The following is a 16,940-nucleotide window of genomic DNA, read 5'->3' on the forward strand; positions in this document are numbered from 1 at the left end:
CGGTGCGCCGAAAGGGCACCCCCGCGGGACAATCGCCGTATGGGCAGCAGTGGGCGGGAGAGCGACCGTGCGGCGGCCGGACGGGACCGGGACGACGAGGGGCGGGCGCGCAACGCGCGGCCCCGGGACGGGCTGGGGCGGCCGCTGCCCCACGGCACGCCGGGCGTGGCGCGGCAGCCGGAGGGTGTGGTGCGCTCGCCGCAGGACACCGTCGCCGAGGCGCGGGCGCTGCTCGCGGCGGGCAAGCCGTTCCACGCGCACGAGGTGTTCGAGGACGCCTGGAAGTCGGGCCCACGGGAGGAGCGCCCGCTGTGGCGCGGGCTGGCCCAGCTCGCCGTCGGCCTCACCCACGCGGCGCGCGGCAACACCACGGGCGGCCCCCGGCTGCTGCGCCGGGGTGCCGGGGCCACCGAGGAGTGGGCGGCCGTGACCGGCCGGTGGCGGCCCTACGGCATGGACGTCGCCGCTCTGGCCGCGTGGGCGCGGGATCTGGCGGACGAGGTCGAACGGGACACCTCCCCCGTTGATCCGGGCGCCCGCGCGCCCCGACTCTGAGCGTGCTCCCGGTGCCGGTGCCGTCGCTGCCGGTGGGGTGCGGCAGACTCGTGGGGTGCGAAAGATTCATGTCATCGGCATCGGCGCGGGCGACCCGGACCAGCTGACCCTGCAGGCGGTCAGGGCGCTGCGGAGCACGGACGTGTTCTTCGTCCTCGACAAGGGCGAGGTGAAGAGCGACCTGACGCGGCTGCGCCACGACATGCTCCGCACCCACATACCGGAGGGCGGCTACCGCGTGGTCGAGGCCGGCGACCCGGAGCGGGACCGCCGGGCGGCGGGCGCGGCGTACTCGCCCGCCGTGGACGACTGGCGCAGCGCCCGCGCCGACATCTACGAGCGGCTGATCGGCGAGGAGTTGGGCGAGGACGGCACCGGTGCGTTCCTCGTGTGGGGGGACCCGGCGTTGTACGACAGCACGCTCGGCATCCTGCGGGAGGTGCTGGCGCGGGGCACCGTGGCGTTCGAGTACGAGGTGGTGCCCGGCATCAGCAGCGTCTCCGCGCTCGCCGCCCGGCACCGCACCGGGCTGAACCGGGTGGCCCGGCCGGTCCAGATCACCACCGGCCGGCGGCTGGCGGAGGGTTTCCCGGACGACGTGGACGACGTGGTGGTGATGCTGGACGCCCACCAGGCCTTCCGGCGCTACGCCGACCAGGACGTGGACATCTACTGGGGCGCCTACCTCGGCACCCCGGACGAGATCCTCGTCTCCGGCCCGATCGCCGAGGCCGGCCCCCGCATCGAGCGGCTGCGCGCCGAGGCCCGGGAGCGCAAGGGCTGGATCATGGACACGTACTTGCTGCGACGCCACCCGAAGAACGCCTGAGAGGCCGGGGGACACCCGCCGGACAGGGCGTGGACGCGGGCGCGGGCGCGGCGGACGCTAGGCGAGCCCCAGCCGGGCCAGCGCGCTCGCCACGTCGGGGACCGGGGTGACGCCCGGGGGCAGCGGGGGGCGTCGTACCAGCAGCACCGGCAGGCCGAGGCGGCGGGCGGCGGTGAGCTTCGCCTCCGTCGCCGCTCCCCCGCTGTCCTTGGTGACCAGGACGTCGAGCCGGTGTTCGCGCAGCAGCGCGATCTCGTCGGCGACGGTGAAGGGGCCGCGGGCGAGGAGGAGTTCCGCGTCCGGCGGCATCGGCGGCTCCGGCGGTTCGACCGACCGCACGACGAAGTGCAGGTCCGTCAGCCCGGCGAAGGCGGCCAGACCCAGACGGCCGGTGGTGAGGAAGACACGGCTGCCGACGGACGGCAGCAGCCGGGCCGCCGCGTCCAGCGAGGGCACCTCGTGCCACCGGTCGCCGGGACCGGCGCTCCAGCCGGGCCGGCGCAGCACCACCAGCGGAACCCCGGTGGCGTCCGCCGCCCGCGCCGCGTTGGCGGTGATGCCGGCGGCGAAGGGGTGGGTGGCGTCCACCGTCGCGGCCACGTCGTGCTCCCGCAGCCACCCCGCCAGCCCGTCGGCCCCGCCGAAGCCGCCGACCCGTACGTCCCCGGCGAGCGCCCCGGGGCGGGAGACCCGGCCGGCGAGCGAGCTGGTGACGTGGACGCCCGGCCGGGCCGCCAGGGCGGCGGCCAGCTCGCGGGCCTCGGCGGTGCCGCCGAGGACGAGGACGTGGCGGGACATGCGTCGAGGGTACGAGAGCCCCCGCTCCCGACCGGCCCCGAGCCCCGTCTACCATGGCTTGTCGCCGGCCATCCGGCTCACGCCTTCATTTCCAAGGCTCGCAGGGAACACAGGCATACGAGAGGCAGGCACCGCACCCCATGGATCTCGTCCCCGCCCTGCCCGTCACACCCCCGGAGGACCGGCCCGGACTGCTCGACGGCTTCTCGCTGGAGATGACCGGCAAGGATGTCGCCGGCCTCGAAGAGGCGCACGGTGCGATCCCCGCCGGCACCCGGGTCAACGTCACCTTCCTCGGCAACGAGGACCTGGAGACGCGGGTGGCGGCGGCCCGTGCCGTGCGGCGGCTCGGCTTCGTGCCGGTGCCGCACCTCTCCGCGCGGCGGCTGCGTTCCCGGGGGGAGCTGGCGGAGTTCCTGGCCGCCCTGCGGGAGGCGGACGCGGTGCGCGAGGTGTTCGTCGTCGCCGGCGATCCGGCGGCGCCGCTCGGCCCGTACGAGGACTCGCTCGCCGTGCTGCGCTCCGGGCTGCTGCACGAGTACGGCGTACGGCACGTCGGGGTCGGCGGCTACCCGGAGGGCCATCCGGCGATCGGCGAGCCGGTGCTGTGGTCGGCGCTGGAGGAGAAGGCCGCCGTGCTGCGCGCGGAGGGCCTGCGGGGCAGTGTCATCACCCAGTTCGGCTTCGACGTCGACGCGGTGCTGAGGTGGGTCGAGTCCGCGCGCGAGCGGGGGGTGGACCTGCCGGTGCGGGTCGGGGTGCCGGGCCCGGCGGGGGTCCGGCGGCTGCTCGGCTACGCGCGCCGCTTCGGCGTCGGCACCAGCGCGGGCATCGCGAGGAAGTACGGCTTCTCGCTCACCAACCTGATGGGGACGGCGGGCCCCGACCGGTTCGTGCGCGCCCTGGCCGAGCGCCACGACGTGACGCGCCACGGCGATCTGGGCCTGCACCTGTACACCTTCGGCGGCCTGCGTGCCGCGTCGGACTGGGCCACCGCCTTCCGGTCGGAACGGCCGGCTGACGACTGACTGACGGCGGACTGCCGACGGCCAGGCGGCCGACGGCCAGGTGGCTGACAGCTGACGGCCGGCGGCTGACGGCCGGCGGTCAGGCGGCGGCGCCCGGACAGGGTCGTTACAGTCGGCGGTATGGGCGCGGTGCGTGGCGTGCTGATCGACATCGACGGAGTGCTGACCGTCTCCTGGCGGCCGCTGCCGGGCGCGGTGGAGGCGCTGCGTGCGGTGCGGGAGGCCGGACTCGGGGTGGTCCTGGTGACCAACACGACGTCCCGCACCCGCGCTTCGATCGCGCGGACGCTGGCCGGGTCGGGGTTTCCGGTGACGGCCGACGACATCCTCACCGCGCCCGCCGCCACCGCGGCGCACCTGGCCGCGCGCTACCCAGGTGCGCGGTGCGCGCTGCTGAACAGCGGTGACGTACGCGAGGACCTCACCGGTGTGACGGTGGTGGAGGACGGTGACGTCGACGTGGTCCTGCTCGGCGGGGCCGGGCCGGAGTTCGGCTACGCGGCGCTGGACCGGGCCTTCGGCCGGCTGCGGCGGGGGGCGCGGCTGGTGGCGATGCACCGCAACCTGTACTGGCGTACCGAGGACGGACTGCGGCTGGACGCGGGCGCGTTCGTGGCCGGTCTGGAGGCGGCGGCGGGGGTGACGGCGGAGGTGACGGGCAAGCCGTCACCGGCGTTCTTCGCGGCGGCCCTGCGGCACCTCGCGGTGGAGGCGGGACAGGCGCTGATGGTGGGCGACGACGTCGAGTCGGACGTCCTGGCGGCGCAGCGGGCGGGGCTGACCGGGGTGCTGGTGCGGACCGGGAAGTTCCTGCCGGAGACGCTGGAGTCGGCGAGCGGCACGCCCGACCACGTGGTCGACTCGTTCGCGGACGTCCCGGGCTTGCCGGGGCTGCGGCCCTGCTGACGGATCGCCGTGCGCAACGCCTCAACGCAGGAGCAGTTGGAGTGCGCCGAGCACCGTCGCCGCGATGACGAGTTGCTCGAACAGGCGCTGGTTGATGCGGTGGACGGCCCAGGCGCCGAGCAGTGCGCCGGGGACGACGAACACGACCAGGGCGGCGTCCAGGAGGAGCGAGCGGCCGTCGATCAGGCCGAGGCCCGCGCTGAACGGCACCTTCGAGACGTTGACGATGAGGAAGAAGAACGCCGAGGTCCCGAGGAAGCCGAGTTTGCGGAAGCCGGCGGAGAGCAGGTACAGCGACATCACGGGGCCGCCCGCGTTGGCGACCATCGTGGTGAAGCCGCCGAGCACACCGTAGGAGCGCGCCTTGATCCGGCCGGCGTGGGTGACGACGGCGTCGGGCTCGTCGGTCCGGTCGGCCGCGCGCCGCCGCCACAGGGTGACGCCCGCCATCAGCAGCAGGATGGCGCCGATCGAGGTCCGGACGGTCGTGTCGTCGGCCCACATCAGGAACAGGGTCCCGGCGACGACGCCGGCCGCGACCGCCGGGAACAGCCGCCACAGCGTGGGCCAGTGGGCGTGGCGGCGGTAGGTGAGGACGGCGAGGACGTCTCCGGCGATCAGGATCGGCAGCAGCACTCCGGTGGAGGCGCGGGCGGGCAGGACGGCTGCGAAGACGGCGAGGCTGACGGTGTTGGCCCCGCTCACGGCCGTTTTCGAGAAACCGACGAGCAGGGCCGCGAAGGCGAGGGCGGCGAACTCCCAGCCGGTGATGTGCCAGAGGGTCGTGGTGTTCATGCGGACGCCGATGCTATGCGCCCGCGCCCGCCCCGGTCAGCACCGTCTCGCCTGCTGGGCCCGTCATAGCCTGCGTGCCCGCCGTGCTCTTGGGACGTCACGCGGCGTCCCACCTCGTGGGCCCGCCACGCCCTGGGGACGTCACGCCTTGTGAGCCCGCCACGCCGTGCGGGTCCGTCGGGCGGGTTCGGGCGCGGCGCCGCCCGGCCGGCCTGCCGCTCAGTGCCGCTCCACCAGCACCGCGCTCCCCTGCCCCACCCCGACGCACATCGTCGCGAGGCCGCGTTCCGCGCCGGTGCGGCGCATGCGGTGCAGGAGGGTGGTGAGGATGCGGGCGCCGGAGCTGCCGAGGGGGTGGCCGAGGGCGATGGCGCCGCCGCTGGGGTTGACCAGCTCGGGGTCGATGCCCAGCTGGTCCACGCACGCCAGGGCCTGCGCGGCGAACGCCTCGTTGAACTCGGCCTCCTGGAGGTCGCCGATCGTCCACTCGGCGCGGGCGAGCGCCTTGCGGGTGGCGGGGACCGGTCCGATGCCCATGACGTCGGGATGGACTCCGGCGGAGGCGCCGGCGACGTAGCGGCCCAGGGACTCCAGCCCCAGCTCGTTGAGGGCCTCCTCGCTGACGAGAAGGAGCCCGGCGGCACCGTCGTTCATCGGCGAGGCGTTCCCCGCGGTGACGGTGCCACCCTGGCGGAAGACCGGCTTGAGGGCGGCGAGTCTGTCGTAGGAGGTGTCCTCGCGGATGGACTCGTCGCTGTCGACGACCACGCCGTCGGGGCGCTCGACGGGCAGGATCTCGTCGTCGAAGTGACCGTTCTTGCGGGCGAGGGCGGCGCGTCGGTGGCTGCGCAGCGCGAAGTGGTCCTGCCGCTCCCGCTCGATGCCGTACCGCTCGGCGACCTCCTCGGCCGTCTCCCCCATCGAGAGCAGACCGTGCAGCTCCTTCATCGCCGGATTCACCAGGCGCCAGCCGAGCCGGGTGTCGAAGGTCTCCATGCGGTGCGGCAGGGCGTCGTCGGGCCGGGGCAGGACGAAGGGCGCGCGGCTCATCGACTCGCTGCCGCCGGCCACCACGATGTCCGCCTCGCCGGCCGCGATGGCGCGGGCCGCGGTGGTGACGGCCTCCAGGCCGGAGGCGCACAGGCGGTTGACCGTGGCGCCGGGAACCGACTCGGGCAGGCCGGCGAGGAGGGCGGCCATCCGGGCGACGTTGCGGTTGTCCTCGCCGGCCTGGTTGGCTGCCCCCCAGTAGACGTCGTCCACGCGGGCCGGGTCGAGCGCGGGCACATCGGCGACCAGGCCGCGGATCACGGTGGCGGCGAGGTCGTCGGGCCGTACGGAGGACAGTGCTCCGCGCAGTCTGCCGATGGGGGTGCGGCGAGCGGCCGCGAAGTGGACGGGACGCACGACAGAACTCCTGACCGACGCGTTAATTACCACTGCTAGTTTTGGTCCTCGGACTATAGCCCCTGCCCGGCCCGCTGGGAAGTTCCCCGCGCCCCTGGGAAGATCGGCGCGAGCCGCAGCCGACGCAGCCGGAGGTAACCGATGGCCGACGCCTACGCACACCGTGAGCAGCGTGAGTACGTCTTCACCGGCACCCGGGGCCGGGTCTTCGTCCGCGAGTGGCCCGGCGACCGCGCCCGCTCCATCGTCCTCCTCGTGCACGGCTACGGCGAGCACACCGGCCGCTACGAGGAACTCGCCGCCGTCCTCGCAGCGCACGGCGCGGCCGTCCTCGGCCCCGACCACATCGGGCACGGCCGGTCCGGCGGTGAACGGGTGGTGATCGAGGACTTCGAGGACGTCGTCACGGACCTGCACACCGTCGCGGACCGCGCGCGGGCCGGACATCCCGGGCTGCCGCTGGTGCTCGTCGGCCACTCGATGGGCGGGCTGATCGCCGCGCGCTACGCCCAGCGGTACGGCGACGGACTCGCCGCCCTGGTGCTGTCCGGACCGGTGATCGGCGCCTGGGAGACACCGGCCCGGCTCCTCTCCCACGAGGAGATCCCGGACATCCCGATCAGCCCCGCGGCACTCTCCCGCGACCCCGCCGTCGGCGCGGCGTACGCGGCCGATCCGCTGGTGTGGCACGGGCCGATGAAGCGGCCGACGCTGGAGGCGTTCGTCCGCGCGCTGGCGGCGGTCGACGAGGGCGGCGACGTCGGCCGGCTGCCGGTGCTGTGGCTGCACGGCGACGACGACCGGCTGGTCCCGCTGCCGGGCAGCCGGGTCGGCGTGGAGCGGCTGAGCGGGGTGGACCTGACCGAGCGGGTCTGGCCCGGGGCCCGGCACGAGCTGTTCCACGAGACGGTCAGAGCGGAGGTGTTCGCGGAGCTCACGCGCTTTCTGGACCGGGTGTCGGGCTGCTGATCCCGCCGCCGGGCGCCGTGTTTGCCCCGGTCGGCCATGGGCACCCGCGCGCTCATGGAGTGGATGCGCCGTGCCGCCTGCCTGGACGAGGATCCCGAACTGTTCTTCCCCGTGGGCACGACCGGACCGGCCCTGCGGGACATCGCGGCCGCCAAACAGGTCTGCGCCCGCTGCCCGGTCACCGCGGAGTGCCTCGCCTACGCCCTCACCAGCGGTCAGCGCTCGGGGGTGTGGGGCGGGACCTGCGAGGAGGAGCGCGCGCGTCTGCTCCGCACCCCCCGGGACCGTGTGAGAAGGAAAGGCACCGTATGACTGTCGTGAAGAGTCCGCTGCCCGAGTCGGCCCGCCAGGTCACCTTCGACGCCCTGCAGAGCACGCTGGTGGACCTGATCGGACTGTCGCTGGTCGGGAAGCAGGCGCACTGGAACATCGTCGGGCCCCGGTTCCGCTCGATCCACCTCCAGCTGGACGAGGTCGTCGACGCGGCCCGCACCTACGCCGACTCCGTCGCCGAGCGCGGCGCGGCGCTGGGCCTGCCGCCGGACGGCCGGCCCGAGACGATCGCCACCGCCTACGCGCTGCCCGGCCCCAAGGACGGCTGGCTGCGGGACAGCGATGTCGTCCAGCTGATGGCCGACGCGCTCGGACGGGCCATCGAGGGCCTGCGCGAGCGGATCGACGACACCGCCGAGGCCGACCCGGTCACCCAGGACCTGCTGATCGGCATCGCCGCGGAGCTGGAGAAGCAGCGGTGGATGTTCGAGGCGGCGAACCTGCCGCACGAGAGCTGACGCACGCGGAGCTGACGCGGAGTCGATGCAGAGCCGACGCTGGGCCGACGGTACGGCCGGCCGACACCTGAAAGGGGCACGCCATGGTTGACGCCCTCGAAGCCGAGACGCTGTGGGAGGACTTCCACCGCGTGGTGAACATGACCTCGCCGGAACTCGCCGCCTGGTTGCGGGTGCGGGACGCCCAGGAGGAGGTGGAACCCCTCCCCGAGGAGGCGGGCTCCGCGACCGGCCGGCACGTCTTGGCCATCCTGCAGAAGCGGCGCACCGACCTCACCGACGACGACCTTCGGGTGATGCGGAAGGTCGTGGAGACGGTGGAGGAGCAGACGGACGTCGCCGACGAGCCGGCCGCCGAGGACACCCGCCTCCGCCACCGCCTGATGACCGTCGGGCACGATCCGCTCAAGCCGTGACCGGTGACGAGCGGCGGGTGCTGCGGGAACTCCTCGACGCGCACGGCCGGACGTACGCCGAGGAGGCCGGCATCCGGCTCAAGGACACCCCGCAGCCGCTGTACCAGCTGCTGGTGCTGGCGGTGCTGCTGAGCGCCCGCATCCGCGCCTCGGTCGCGGTCGCCGCCGCGCGCGAGCTGTCCGCGGCGGGGCTGCGGTCCCCGCGCCGGATGGCGGAGGCGGACTGGCAGCAGCGGGTCGACGCCCTGGGCCGGGGCGGCTACCGGCGCTACGACGAGCGCACCGCGACCCAGCTCGGCGACGGCGCCGCGCTGCTGACCGACCGCTGCGGCGGCGACCTGCGGCGGCTTCACGCCGAGGCGGGTGACGATCCCGGCGAGCTGCGGCGGCTGCTGACCGAGGTGCCGGGCCTGGGACCGGCGGGCGCCGACATCTTCCTGCGCGAGGCGCAGCGGGTGTGGCCGGACGTGGGTCCGCTGCTGGACGACAAGGCCCTCGCGGGGGCGAGGCGGCTGGACCTGCCCGCGGACCCGGACCGGCTCCTCGACCTCGCCGACCGCGCCGAACCGGCGGTCCTCGCCGCCGCGCTGGTCCGCGCGGCGCTGGACAAGGAACTGGCCGAGGAAGTCGCCCGGCAGGCGGCCTAGAACTTCCCCCCGCCAGGCCCCACATGGCCTACAGAACAGCTAGGCCGGCCCCGCGCCTCCGCCGTCCCGGACCACGCGGTGACGGAGACAGACCACCCGCGAGTCGCGGAAGGTGCGGTTCTCGAGCAGGTCGAGGTTCACGCGGCGCCCGCGCCGGGGAAAGTACGGGATACCGCCGCCGACGAGCACCGGGTGGATCCGGGGCCGGTATTCGTCGATGAGGTCCAGCGCGGCCGCCTCGGCGGCGAGGGTGGCGCCGCCGATGGCGATGTCGCCCTCCCCCGGCTCGGCCCGCAGCCGTTCGATCTCCTGCGCCAAGCCGCCGGAGAGCAGACGGGCGTTGCCCCGCACCGCCGACAGCGTGGTGGAGAAGACCACCTTCGGGAGCGGCTTCCACAGTGCTGCCCACTCGCGCATCGAGGCGTCGAGGGACGGGTCCTGGTCGGCGGTCTCCCAGTACAGCATCGTCTCGTACAGCCGTCGCCCCATGAGGTGGACGCCGACGCCGCGCAGTTCGTCGATGAAGAAGCGGAACAGCTCGTCGTCGGGCTCGGACCAGTCGAAGTCGCCGTCCGGTCCGACGATGTAGCCGTCGAGGGAGACACCCATCGAATAGGTGACGCGGCGCATCGGAGGACCTCCTCGGTCGGGGGCGGGCAGCGGGTTGCGAAAAGGTGGGGGTGAGAGGGCGGCGCGCTGTCAGGAGGCCAGTCGCGTCAGCGCGGCCGACACCAGGGTCAGTACACCGGGCATCAGCACCGACGGGTCCGGCGCGAACAGCGGACTGTGGTTGCCGGGCACCCGGTCCAGCTTCTGCTGGAGGTCGTCGCCGGGCGCCGCCCGCCACACGTCCGGCGGGGTCGACGTGAGGAACCAGTACGCGTAGGGCACGCCGTCGGGCGCGAGCAGGGCGAAGTCCTCACTGCCCATCGCCGGACCGAAGTCGAACACCGCGCCTTCGCCCAGGACTTGGCGGTGCACGGCGGCGACCGAGGCGTCGAGTTCCGCGTCGTTGACGGTGTTCGGGAAGCCGGACCGCACCGAGATCTCCGGATCCACCGGGCAGCCGGCGGCCCGGCACTCGCCCTCCACGGTCCGCCGCACCGCCGCCAGGACCCGCTCGCGTACCCGGGGGTCCTGGGTGCGCAGGTTCAGGGCGAGCCGCGCCTCTGCCGGGATGATGTTGTGCTGGGTGCCGGCGTGGAACTGCCCCACCGTCAGGACGACGGCGTCACGCGCCGCGACCTCACGGGCGAGCACGGCCTGCAGCCGGGTCACGATGTACGCGGCGGTGACGACGGGGTCGACGGTCGACTCGGGACGCGAGCCGTGCCCGCCGACGCCGTGCACCACGACGTCGAGGTCGTCGGAGGCGGACATGATCAGCCCCGGGGTGTGCGAGCAGAGCCCGGCCGGTCCCGGCGTGACGTGCTGCCCGAACAGGGCGTCCGGGCGCGGGAAGCGTTCGTGGAGCCCGTCCCGTACCATCGCCGCCGCGCCGCCGCCGACCTCCTCGGCGGGCTGGCCCACCACGACCAGGGTGCCCGACCAGGTGGCGCGGCCGGCGGCGAGCGCCTCGGCGGCACCCGCCAGCCAGGTGAGGTGCAGATCGTGTCCGCAGGCGTGCATCACCCCGGCGGTCGTGGACGCGTACTCCAGGCCGGTGGCCTCCGTGACCGGCAGCGCGTCCAGGTCGCCGCGCAGCCAGACCACCGGACCGTCCCCGTTCTCCAGCACGCCGACCACGCCGGTGCCGCCGACGCCCTCGGCCACCCGGTACCCGGCGGACCGCAGCCGACCGGCGAGCTTCCCGGCGGTGCGGTGCTCGCGGAAGGCCGTCTCCGGGTGGCGGTGCAGGTCCCGGTAGAAGTCCTCCAGGTCGTCGGCCTTCAGCGCGGAGGTCAGGTCCCGGCTGAGACGGGCGACGGCGGACGGCTCGGTCATCGGGGTTCCCTCTCGTCGGCGGCCGGGCGGACGACGTCCCGCCTCACGATGGCACAGAGACGCGCCCGCGGGGCCGCCGACGCGGCACCGGCCCGGGGAACCGCGCTCACCCGCCCAGCGGCAGCTCCAGTATCCGGGCGATGGTGCGCAGCACGCCGTTGTCGTTGTTCGACGGGGCGAGGTGGCGGGCCCGCCGCACCACCTCGGGGTGGGCGTTGGCCATGGCGAAGGACCACTCGGCCGCGTCGAGCATCTCCAGGTCGTTCAGGTAGTCGCCGAAGACCATGGTCTGCGCGGGGGTGATGCCCAGCTCCCGCTGGAGGCGGCGCAGGGCGGCGCCCTTGTTCGCGGTGCGGTTCATGACGTCGACCCAGTGCGCGCCGGAGACGACGACCTGGTGGGTGCCGGTGAAGGGGGCCAGCGCGGGGGCGACGGTCCGTTCGGCCGAGCCGAAGTCGTAGAGGGCCACCTTGATGATGTCGTCGCCGACGGCGGTGACGTCGTCCACGATCCGGTGGCTGAGGTAGTACCGGCGCACCTCGGCGAGGAAGGGCTCGTCGGCGCGCTCGACGTACGCGGCGCGCTTGCCGCAGACCACCACCCCGACGTCGGCGCCGCCGGCCGTGAGCCGCCGGGCGGCCCGCACGACACCGGCCGCGACCGCCGGGTCCATCGGATCGGAGCTCAGCTCGACGCCGTCGCGCACCACGTAGGTGCCGTTCTCGGCGATGAACACCATCCCGTCGGCTACCTGGGCGAACTCCCGCTCCAGGGTGGCGTACTGGCGTCCGCTGGCCGGGCTGAACAGCACGCCGCGCTCGCGCAGCCGCCCCAGCGCCTCCCACAGGCCAGCCGGGGGCCGCTTGTCGTCGTCCAGGAGCGTGCCGTCCATGTCGGTGACGATCAGCCGGATGTCGGCGCCGCCGGCCGGGGCCGGGGTCTGCGCGGGACGGGTCAGGGGCGAGGAGGAGTAGGGCATGTCCTGCCTTCTGTGCGGATGTGGGCCGGTCGTCACCCTACCGGGGGTGCCCCGCGGGCCCGCCCCGGACGGCGGTCGGCCCGGATCGCGGGACACGCCGATCTTCGGGAGGCACAATGGCCGCGTGACCGGCAGGACCGTGGAGGGGACCGAGACGTGAGCGACGAGGGCACCCCGGCGCAGGGCACGGGGCGGCTGAACACCGCCGTGGCGCACAACGCGCGGGTGTGGAACTACTGGATCGGCGGCAAGGACAACTACGAGGTCGACCAGCAGGTCGGTGAGCAGGTCGCCGGCATGTTCCCGGTGATCCGCGCGGTGGCCCGCGCGGACCGTGACTTCCTGGGGCGGGCGGTGACGTACCTGACGGCCGAACGCGGGGTGCGGCAGTTCCTGGACATCGGGACCGGTCTGCCCACCGTGGACAACACCCATGAGATCGCGCAGCGCATCGCCCCCGAGTCGCGCATCGTGTACGTGGACAACGACCCGATCGTGCTGGTGCACGCCCGGACCCTGCTGACCGGGGCCCCCGAGGGGGTCACCGACTACATCGACGCCGACGTGCACGACCCCGGGGCGATCCTGGAGCGCGCCGGGCGGATCCTGGACCTGAGCCGCCCGGTGGCCGTCATGATGCTCGGCATCCTCAATTTCGTCCTGGACACGCGGGAGGCGCGGGAGATCGTGCGCCGCATCATGGCCGCGGTGCCGTCCGGCAGCTTCCTGGTGCTCACCCATCCGACCTATGACGACGAGCTGGGCGGCGCGGGCCAGATCCCGGCGATGGAGTTCTGGAACGCGAACGCCAAGCCGCCGATCACCGCTCGCAGCGGCGCGGAGATCTCGGGGTTCTTCGAGGGGCTCCAGCTGCTGGAACCCGGCCTGGTGGCGTGCTCCCAGTGGCACGCCGGACCCGGCGACGATCCGGTGCCGCAGTACGGCGCGGTCGCCGTGAAGCCGTAGCGGCCGGGGCCCGCCGCGTCGGCGTGACCACGGTGAGCGGTCCTGCTGAACGTGGCCGCCACTGCGCGCCCGTGGTCGGCCGGGCCGCGGGGGTGTGCTCGTGTGAAGACGGTGAGGAGTGCCGGATCCACCGGCCGCCCGCCGGTACGGAAAGTATGATCAAGCAATGTCTGACATGACTGAGACCACGCCCGGTTGGCTGAGCCAGGACGAGCTGGAACTGGCCCGTGCCCGCATGCCGATCCTGTACGTCGAGGCGGTGCCCGTGCGCGTCGACGACAGCGGCGAAGTCACCAGCATCGGACTGCTGCTGCGGATCGGCCCGGACGGGACGGTCAACCGCACGCTGGTCTCCGGCCGGGTCCTGCACCACGAGCGGGTCCGCGACGCCCTGCTGCGCCACCTGGAGAAGGATCTCGGCCCGGTGGCCCTCCCCCGTCTCCCGGCTTCCCTGCAGCCGTTCACCGTCGCGGAGTACTTCCCGACGCAGGGCATCACGCCGTACCACGACTCCCGGCAGCACGCGGTGTCGCTGGCGTACATCGTGCCGGTGACCGGCGACTGCCAGCCCCGGCAGGACGCGCTGGACCTCGTCTGGTTCGACCCGCAGGAGGCGGCGTCGCCGGCGGTGCAGAGCGAGATGCCGGGCGGGCACGGGTTCCTGCTGCGGCAGGCCCTGGCCCACGTCGGCCTCTCGGCCTCCTGACCGGCGTGCCGGCGCCGCGCGGGCTGCCGGGGCAGCGTACGGCCGGTGGCGGGGTGGCGCTCGGGGCGGCCGCCCGGCGGCCCTGCACGGTGGTCGTGTGCCGGGGCTGCTGCTGCGGGGTGGCCCGCAAGCACCCCGGCTTCGACCACGCCTGGCAGTTGGAGCGGCTGCGCGCCGGGGCGGCCGAGCACGGTTTCCGGGTCCGTACGACGGACTGCCTCGGCCCCTGCGACCAGGCCAACGTCATCGTCGTCCAGCCGTCCTCCGAGGGCCGCCGGGCCGGTGGCCGGGCCACCTGGGTCGGCTTCGCGACCGACGGCGACGGCACGGAGGACATCGTGCGGTGGGCGGCCGCCGGCGGCCCGGGCCTGGCCGAGCCCCCGCCGACACTGGAGCTGCAGTTCATCCGGCCCCCGCGTGACGCGCGGAGGCGCTCGCGCCGCTGAGGGACGCACGGACACGGGGGTGTCCCCGCCGCCCCGGGTCTGGCGTCGGCAGCGGGGACTAGCGTGTCCGCCATGGCCGATCTCTTCGAACTGATGCTCACACTGGACCTGCGGGACGACCTGTCGGAGGCGGAGCTCACCGAACTGTGCCGCCATCTCGGCCTGGTGTCCGGGCCCGCCACCGGGCCCGACAGCACAGCCGCCGCCCAGCACGGGCCCGAGCCCGTGCTCGGCCGCAGGGGCGCGGCGCACAAGGTGAGCGGCGCACTCCTGTCGGCGCTCGTCCCCCGGCGCGGCGGCTGGGCCCTGAGCAGCCGCCAGGAGGTTCATCCCGACGACTTCGACGACCTCGGCGAGGTGCTGGTCCGGCTCGCGGGGAAGGCCGCCGACTCTCACCGTCACGACCACGACACCGTCTTCCTGGGCTGGATCCGGCACTACGAGCGGTACGACCCTGAACCGCTGCTGGTCCGGGGCGGCGAGGTCGTCTGGCCGTCGTGACGGCGGCAGCCGCCCGGCGGACGCCGGTGCCGCCCGTCCCCGCCTGTCAGCGCCGGTGTCCGGTGAGCCTCGACCGCGTTCGAAGGGGCACGGGCTGCCTTATCGGAGCTCCGCGAGTACCTCCGCGCAGATCGCCAGCGCGGTCTCGGCCGGTGTGCGGGCGCCGATGTCGAGCCCGATGGGCCCGTGGACACGGCTCAGGACGGCGTCGGTGACCCCCCGGGCGCGCAGGGCCGCGGCGCGGCGGTCCTGGGTGTGGCGGGAGCCGAGCGCGCCTACGTAGGGCGCACCGGCCGTGAGCGCGGCCTCCAGGCAGGGGACGTCGGTGTCGGGCTCGTGGCTGAGCACCACCAGGCAGGCGGCGGCGGGCAGCTCGGCGACCAGGCTGCGGACGCGGTCCGTGTCGGCGGTGACGGTGACCCGCCAGTCAAGCAACGCCGCCTGTGCGCGCAGCAGTTCGGCCAGCTCACCGTCGCCGACGACGATCAGGTAGGGGACGGCGGGGCACGCCTCGACCAGCAGCAGCCCGTCCTCGGTGACCAGCGTCTCGCGCCCGGCGCGGTGGCGGTCGAGCAGCCGGCGGGCCTGCTCGGCGGCGGCGGCCGGGATTCGCGGGCCGGCGTCCGCGCGGCCGGGCACCACCACGGTGCTCACGGCCTCGCCGCGCTCGGGGTCGAGCCGGGTGACCAGCGCCGCGTCGACGCCCTCGGCGAGCAGCTCCCACCAGCGGGCGGGCACCGTGTGCAGCGCCTGGAGCAGGACCTCGGCCTGCCCGCCGCAGGTCAGGCGGGCGCGGCGCACCTCCTCGTCGTGGACGGCGACCGCGTGGACCCGTGCGGTGCGTCCGGACGCCGTGAGGGCGGCCGCCTCGGCGGCCAGCTCCGCGTCGAACGCGCCCCGGTAGAGGGTGCCGTGACAGGAGCCGTCCGCGTCGACGATCAGGGCGTCGGCGGGCCGCTTCGGCCCGAAACCCTGCTCGGCGACCGGGCGGGCCAGCACCGCCGGGCGCTCCTCGGCCGACCGGTGTCGGACCGTCTCCGCGAGTGCGCGCATGACCGGGAACCCCTTCCACGAGACCGGATGCCGCGGTCGTCGGCCGGGCGCCGGAACCCGGACCGCGGTTCCGGTCGCGGCCTCCGCGTCCGCCGACCCTCAACGCATACCCCGGATCCCGGCGGCATTCCCGCGCCCGAGCAGGCTCCAGGACAAAACCGGCCCCGCCCGCGCCCCGTGTCGTCGGGCCCCGCCGTCGTTCCGGCCTGCCCGGGCCGGACGACGCGGCGCCGGGTGACATCGTCGGCAACCCGCTGATCCGGCCGGCCCGCGCGGCACGCGGCAGGCAGTGCGGTCCCGGCTGGTCCCCGGTCCGGCCCGCCGCCGACCGTGTGCCGGGCGGTGTGCCGGGCGGTGTGCGGGGCGGTGTGCGGGGCGGTGTGCCGGGCGGCCGCAGCGTCACCGTCCCGGCCGGACAGCCGCGGGAGTCAGGGAGCGGATGCCGCGAGGGGCGTGCGGAAGCCCCGGAAGGTCACCGGTGCGCGGGTCTCGAAGCCGAGCCGTTCGTAGAGCGCGATCGCACCGGTGTTGGCCTCGGCCACGTGCAGGAAGGGGCGCTCGCCCCGGGCCACGACCCGTGCCACGAGCGCCCGGACCAGGCGGGCGGCGTAGCCCCGCCCGCGCGCCTCCGGGCTGGTGCAGACGGCGCTGATCTCGGTCCAGCCGGGCGGCCGGAGCCGCTCGCCGGCCATCGCCACCAGCCTGCCGTCGGCGCGGATCCCGAGATAGGCGCCGAGTTCACGGGTGCGCGGCCGGAAGGGCCCGGGGCGGGCCCTCTCGACGAGGCCCAGCATCTCGGCGACGTCCGCCGCGCCCAGTTCCGCCACCTCGGCGCGCGGTCCGGCGGGCGGGTGACCGGTCCGGCCGTCGCCCCGCCAGATCATCTGGCGGCCGTCGAGGGCGAACACCGGCTCCCAGTCCGGCGGCGGGGACGCCGGACTGCTGAACAGGTCGGCGAGCGCGCCCGGCCCGAGCAGCCGGGCGAGATCGGCCCACTCCGCCGCACCCGGGTCGGGCGGAAGGGCCGCGAAGGTCGCGACGTCCGATGGGTAGACGGCGACCCGGCCGTGGCGGCGGGCGAGCGGCGCATGGCGCCCGCCGAGCGACGCACCCACCGGGTCGTCGAGGACTACCGTGTCGCGGACCGTCATCCTGCCTGTCCTCTCGTGACGCGGGAACGTCGGGAAGACGTTCCGGGAACGGT

Annotated in this window: 21 protein-coding genes; 13 read left to right on the forward strand and 8 right to left on the reverse strand. The window is 74.7% G+C overall.

Annotation, left to right across the window (positions count from 1 at the left end; translation table 11 throughout):
* The first annotated feature begins 39 nt into the window (after window positions 1–39).
* Window positions 40–555: a DUF309 domain-containing protein gene (locus AC3ET3_RS25375; RefSeq protein ID WP_432158248.1), complete on the forward strand. Its 516-nt coding sequence runs from the start codon at window positions 40–42 to the stop codon at window positions 553–555.
* Window positions 556–610: 55 nt separating this feature from the next.
* Window positions 611–1,384, forward strand: coding sequence for a precorrin-6A synthase (deacetylating) (gene cobF, locus AC3ET3_RS25380; protein ID WP_432133494.1), 774 nt, complete (start codon window positions 611–613; stop codon window positions 1,382–1,384).
* Between the two features lie 57 nt (window positions 1,385–1,441).
* Here the strand turns inward: cobF and AC3ET3_RS25385 are convergent, their stop codons facing one another.
* Window positions 1,442–2,182: a cobalt-precorrin-6A reductase gene (locus AC3ET3_RS25385; protein ID WP_432158249.1), complete on the reverse strand. Its 741-nt coding sequence runs from the start codon at window positions 2,180–2,182 to the stop codon at window positions 1,442–1,444.
* A 140-nt stretch (window positions 2,183–2,322) separates the two neighbouring features.
* Between AC3ET3_RS25385 and AC3ET3_RS25390 the strand changes: the two genes are divergently transcribed.
* Both AC3ET3_RS25390 and AC3ET3_RS25395 read left to right on the forward strand, forming a co-directional pair.
* Window positions 2,323–3,210, forward strand: a complete 888-nt coding sequence (locus tag AC3ET3_RS25390; RefSeq protein ID WP_432133496.1) for a methylenetetrahydrofolate reductase — start codon at window positions 2,323–2,325, stop codon at window positions 3,208–3,210.
* Between the two features lie 120 nt (window positions 3,211–3,330).
* Window positions 3,331–4,116: an HAD-IIA family hydrolase gene (locus AC3ET3_RS25395; RefSeq protein ID WP_432158251.1), complete on the forward strand. Its 786-nt coding sequence runs from the start codon at window positions 3,331–3,333 to the stop codon at window positions 4,114–4,116.
* A gap of 21 nt (window positions 4,117–4,137) precedes the next feature.
* On the opposite strand, the gene AC3ET3_RS25400 is transcribed toward AC3ET3_RS25395, so the two are convergent.
* Window positions 4,138–4,911 carry a sulfite exporter TauE/SafE family protein gene (locus AC3ET3_RS25400; protein ID WP_435612958.1) on the reverse strand — a complete coding sequence of 258 codons (774 nt, stop codon included), beginning with the start codon at window positions 4,909–4,911 and terminating at the stop codon, window positions 4,138–4,140.
* 219 nt (window positions 4,912–5,130) lie between these two features.
* Complete coding sequence (locus tag AC3ET3_RS25405; RefSeq protein WP_432158252.1) at window positions 5,131–6,318, reverse strand: thiolase family protein; 1,188 nt, start codon at window positions 6,316–6,318, stop codon at window positions 5,131–5,133.
* A gap of 141 nt (window positions 6,319–6,459) precedes the next feature.
* On the opposite strand from AC3ET3_RS25405, the gene AC3ET3_RS25410 reads away from it, so the two are divergent.
* The 5 genes from AC3ET3_RS25410 to AC3ET3_RS25430 all read left to right on the forward strand — a co-directional run bounded on the left by AC3ET3_RS25410 (window position 6,460) and on the right by AC3ET3_RS25430 (window position 9,141).
* Window positions 6,460–7,287: an alpha/beta hydrolase gene (locus AC3ET3_RS25410; RefSeq protein WP_432158253.1), complete on the forward strand. Its 828-nt coding sequence runs from the start codon at window positions 6,460–6,462 to the stop codon at window positions 7,285–7,287.
* Window positions 7,288–7,323: 36 nt separating this feature from the next.
* On the forward strand, window positions 7,324–7,599 hold the full coding sequence (locus AC3ET3_RS25415) for a WhiB family transcriptional regulator (RefSeq protein WP_432133501.1): 276 nt from the start codon (window positions 7,324–7,326) through the stop codon (window positions 7,597–7,599).
* Entirely contained in the window at window positions 7,596–8,078 is a 483-nt protein-coding gene (locus AC3ET3_RS25420; RefSeq protein WP_432133502.1) for a Dps family protein, read from the forward strand. Before AC3ET3_RS25415 ends, AC3ET3_RS25420 begins: the two co-directional genes overlap by 4 nt.
* An 83-nt stretch (window positions 8,079–8,161) precedes the next feature.
* Window positions 8,162–8,494 carry a DUF3140 domain-containing protein gene (locus tag AC3ET3_RS25425; RefSeq protein WP_435612959.1) on the forward strand — a complete coding sequence of 111 codons (333 nt, stop codon included), beginning with the start codon at window positions 8,162–8,164 and terminating at the stop codon, window positions 8,492–8,494.
* Entirely contained in the window at window positions 8,491–9,141 is a 651-nt protein-coding gene (locus AC3ET3_RS25430) for an endonuclease (RefSeq protein ID WP_432133504.1), read from the forward strand. The genes AC3ET3_RS25425 and AC3ET3_RS25430 overlap by 4 nt, the downstream gene beginning before the upstream one ends.
* A 39-nt stretch (window positions 9,142–9,180) precedes the next feature.
* On the opposite strand, the gene AC3ET3_RS25435 is transcribed toward AC3ET3_RS25430, so the two are convergent.
* The 3 genes from AC3ET3_RS25435 to AC3ET3_RS25445 all read right to left on the reverse strand — a co-directional run bounded on the left by AC3ET3_RS25435 (window position 9,181) and on the right by AC3ET3_RS25445 (window position 12,064).
* Window positions 9,181–9,771, reverse strand: a complete 591-nt coding sequence (locus AC3ET3_RS25435) for a dihydrofolate reductase family protein (RefSeq protein WP_432133505.1) — start codon at window positions 9,769–9,771, stop codon at window positions 9,181–9,183.
* A gap of 69 nt (window positions 9,772–9,840) precedes the next feature.
* A complete protein-coding gene (locus AC3ET3_RS25440) occupies window positions 9,841–11,085 on the reverse strand; it encodes an amidohydrolase (protein ID WP_432133506.1) in 1,245 nt (414 codons plus the stop codon).
* A gap of 106 nt (window positions 11,086–11,191) precedes the next feature.
* Entirely contained in the window at window positions 11,192–12,064 is an 873-nt protein-coding gene (locus AC3ET3_RS25445) for a Cof-type HAD-IIB family hydrolase (protein ID WP_432133507.1), read from the reverse strand.
* A 156-nt stretch (window positions 12,065–12,220) separates the two neighbouring features.
* Between AC3ET3_RS25445 and AC3ET3_RS25450 the strand changes: the two genes are divergently transcribed.
* From AC3ET3_RS25450 to AC3ET3_RS25465, 4 genes are all read left to right on the forward strand, one after another.
* Window positions 12,221–13,030: an SAM-dependent methyltransferase gene (locus AC3ET3_RS25450; protein WP_432133508.1), complete on the forward strand. Its 810-nt coding sequence runs from the start codon at window positions 12,221–12,223 to the stop codon at window positions 13,028–13,030.
* 166 nt (window positions 13,031–13,196) lie between these two features.
* Window positions 13,197–13,736, forward strand: a complete 540-nt coding sequence (locus AC3ET3_RS25455; protein ID WP_432133509.1) for an NUDIX hydrolase family protein — start codon at window positions 13,197–13,199, stop codon at window positions 13,734–13,736.
* Window positions 13,737–13,789: 53 nt separating this feature from the next.
* Window positions 13,790–14,182 (forward strand): (2Fe-2S) ferredoxin domain-containing protein, encoded by a 393-nt coding sequence (locus AC3ET3_RS25460; RefSeq protein WP_432158268.1) that lies wholly within the window; start codon window positions 13,790–13,792, stop codon window positions 14,180–14,182.
* A 72-nt stretch (window positions 14,183–14,254) separates the two neighbouring features.
* Window positions 14,255–14,683: a hypothetical protein gene (locus tag AC3ET3_RS25465; protein ID WP_432133510.1), complete on the forward strand. Its 429-nt coding sequence runs from the start codon at window positions 14,255–14,257 to the stop codon at window positions 14,681–14,683.
* A gap of 99 nt (window positions 14,684–14,782) precedes the next feature.
* Here the strand turns inward: AC3ET3_RS25465 and AC3ET3_RS25470 are convergent, their stop codons facing one another.
* Complete coding sequence (locus tag AC3ET3_RS25470) at window positions 14,783–15,736, reverse strand: XdhC family protein (RefSeq protein WP_432133511.1); 954 nt, start codon at window positions 15,734–15,736, stop codon at window positions 14,783–14,785.
* Window positions 15,737–16,164: 428 nt separating this feature from the next.
* Entirely contained in the window at window positions 16,165–16,887 is a 723-nt protein-coding gene (locus tag AC3ET3_RS25475; protein ID WP_435612960.1) for a GNAT family N-acetyltransferase, read from the reverse strand.
* Window positions 16,888–16,940: the final 53 nt, after the last annotated feature.

It is taken from the genome of Streptomyces sp. bgisy159 (genome assembly GCF_057707805.1).

Coding starts and splice junctions, on each gene's coding strand:
- AC3ET3_RS25375 (WP_432158248.1), top strand. CDS start 40: ATGGGCAGCAGTGGGCGGGAGAGCGACCGTGCGGCGGCCGGACGGGAC.
- AC3ET3_RS25385 (WP_432158249.1), bottom strand. CDS start 2,182: ATGTCCCGCCACGTCCTCGTCCTCGGCGGCACCGCCGAGGCCCGCGAG.
- AC3ET3_RS25390 (WP_432133496.1), top strand. CDS start 2,323: ATGGATCTCGTCCCCGCCCTGCCCGTCACACCCCCGGAGGACCGGCCC.
- AC3ET3_RS25395 (WP_432158251.1), top strand. CDS start 3,331: ATGGGCGCGGTGCGTGGCGTGCTGATCGACATCGACGGAGTGCTGACC.
- AC3ET3_RS25400 (WP_435612958.1), bottom strand. CDS start 4,911: ATGAACACCACGACCCTCTGGCACATCACCGGCTGGGAGTTCGCCGCC.
- AC3ET3_RS25410 (WP_432158253.1), top strand. CDS start 6,460: ATGGCCGACGCCTACGCACACCGTGAGCAGCGTGAGTACGTCTTCACC.
- AC3ET3_RS25415 (WP_432133501.1), top strand. CDS start 7,324: ATGGGCACCCGCGCGCTCATGGAGTGGATGCGCCGTGCCGCCTGCCTG.
- AC3ET3_RS25420 (WP_432133502.1), top strand. CDS start 7,596: ATGACTGTCGTGAAGAGTCCGCTGCCCGAGTCGGCCCGCCAGGTCACC.
- AC3ET3_RS25425 (WP_435612959.1), top strand. CDS start 8,162: ATGGTTGACGCCCTCGAAGCCGAGACGCTGTGGGAGGACTTCCACCGC.
- AC3ET3_RS25435 (WP_432133505.1), bottom strand. CDS start 9,771: ATGCGCCGCGTCACCTATTCGATGGGTGTCTCCCTCGACGGCTACATC.
- AC3ET3_RS25440 (WP_432133506.1), bottom strand. CDS start 11,085: ATGACCGAGCCGTCCGCCGTCGCCCGTCTCAGCCGGGACCTGACCTCC.
- AC3ET3_RS25445 (WP_432133507.1), bottom strand. CDS start 12,064: ATGCCCTACTCCTCCTCGCCCCTGACCCGTCCCGCGCAGACCCCGGCC.
- AC3ET3_RS25455 (WP_432133509.1), top strand. CDS start 13,197: ATGTCTGACATGACTGAGACCACGCCCGGTTGGCTGAGCCAGGACGAG.
- AC3ET3_RS25465 (WP_432133510.1), top strand. CDS start 14,255: ATGGCCGATCTCTTCGAACTGATGCTCACACTGGACCTGCGGGACGAC.
- AC3ET3_RS25470 (WP_432133511.1), bottom strand. CDS start 15,736: ATGCGCGCACTCGCGGAGACGGTCCGACACCGGTCGGCCGAGGAGCGC.
- AC3ET3_RS25475 (WP_435612960.1), bottom strand. CDS start 16,887: ATGACGGTCCGCGACACGGTAGTCCTCGACGACCCGGTGGGTGCGTCG.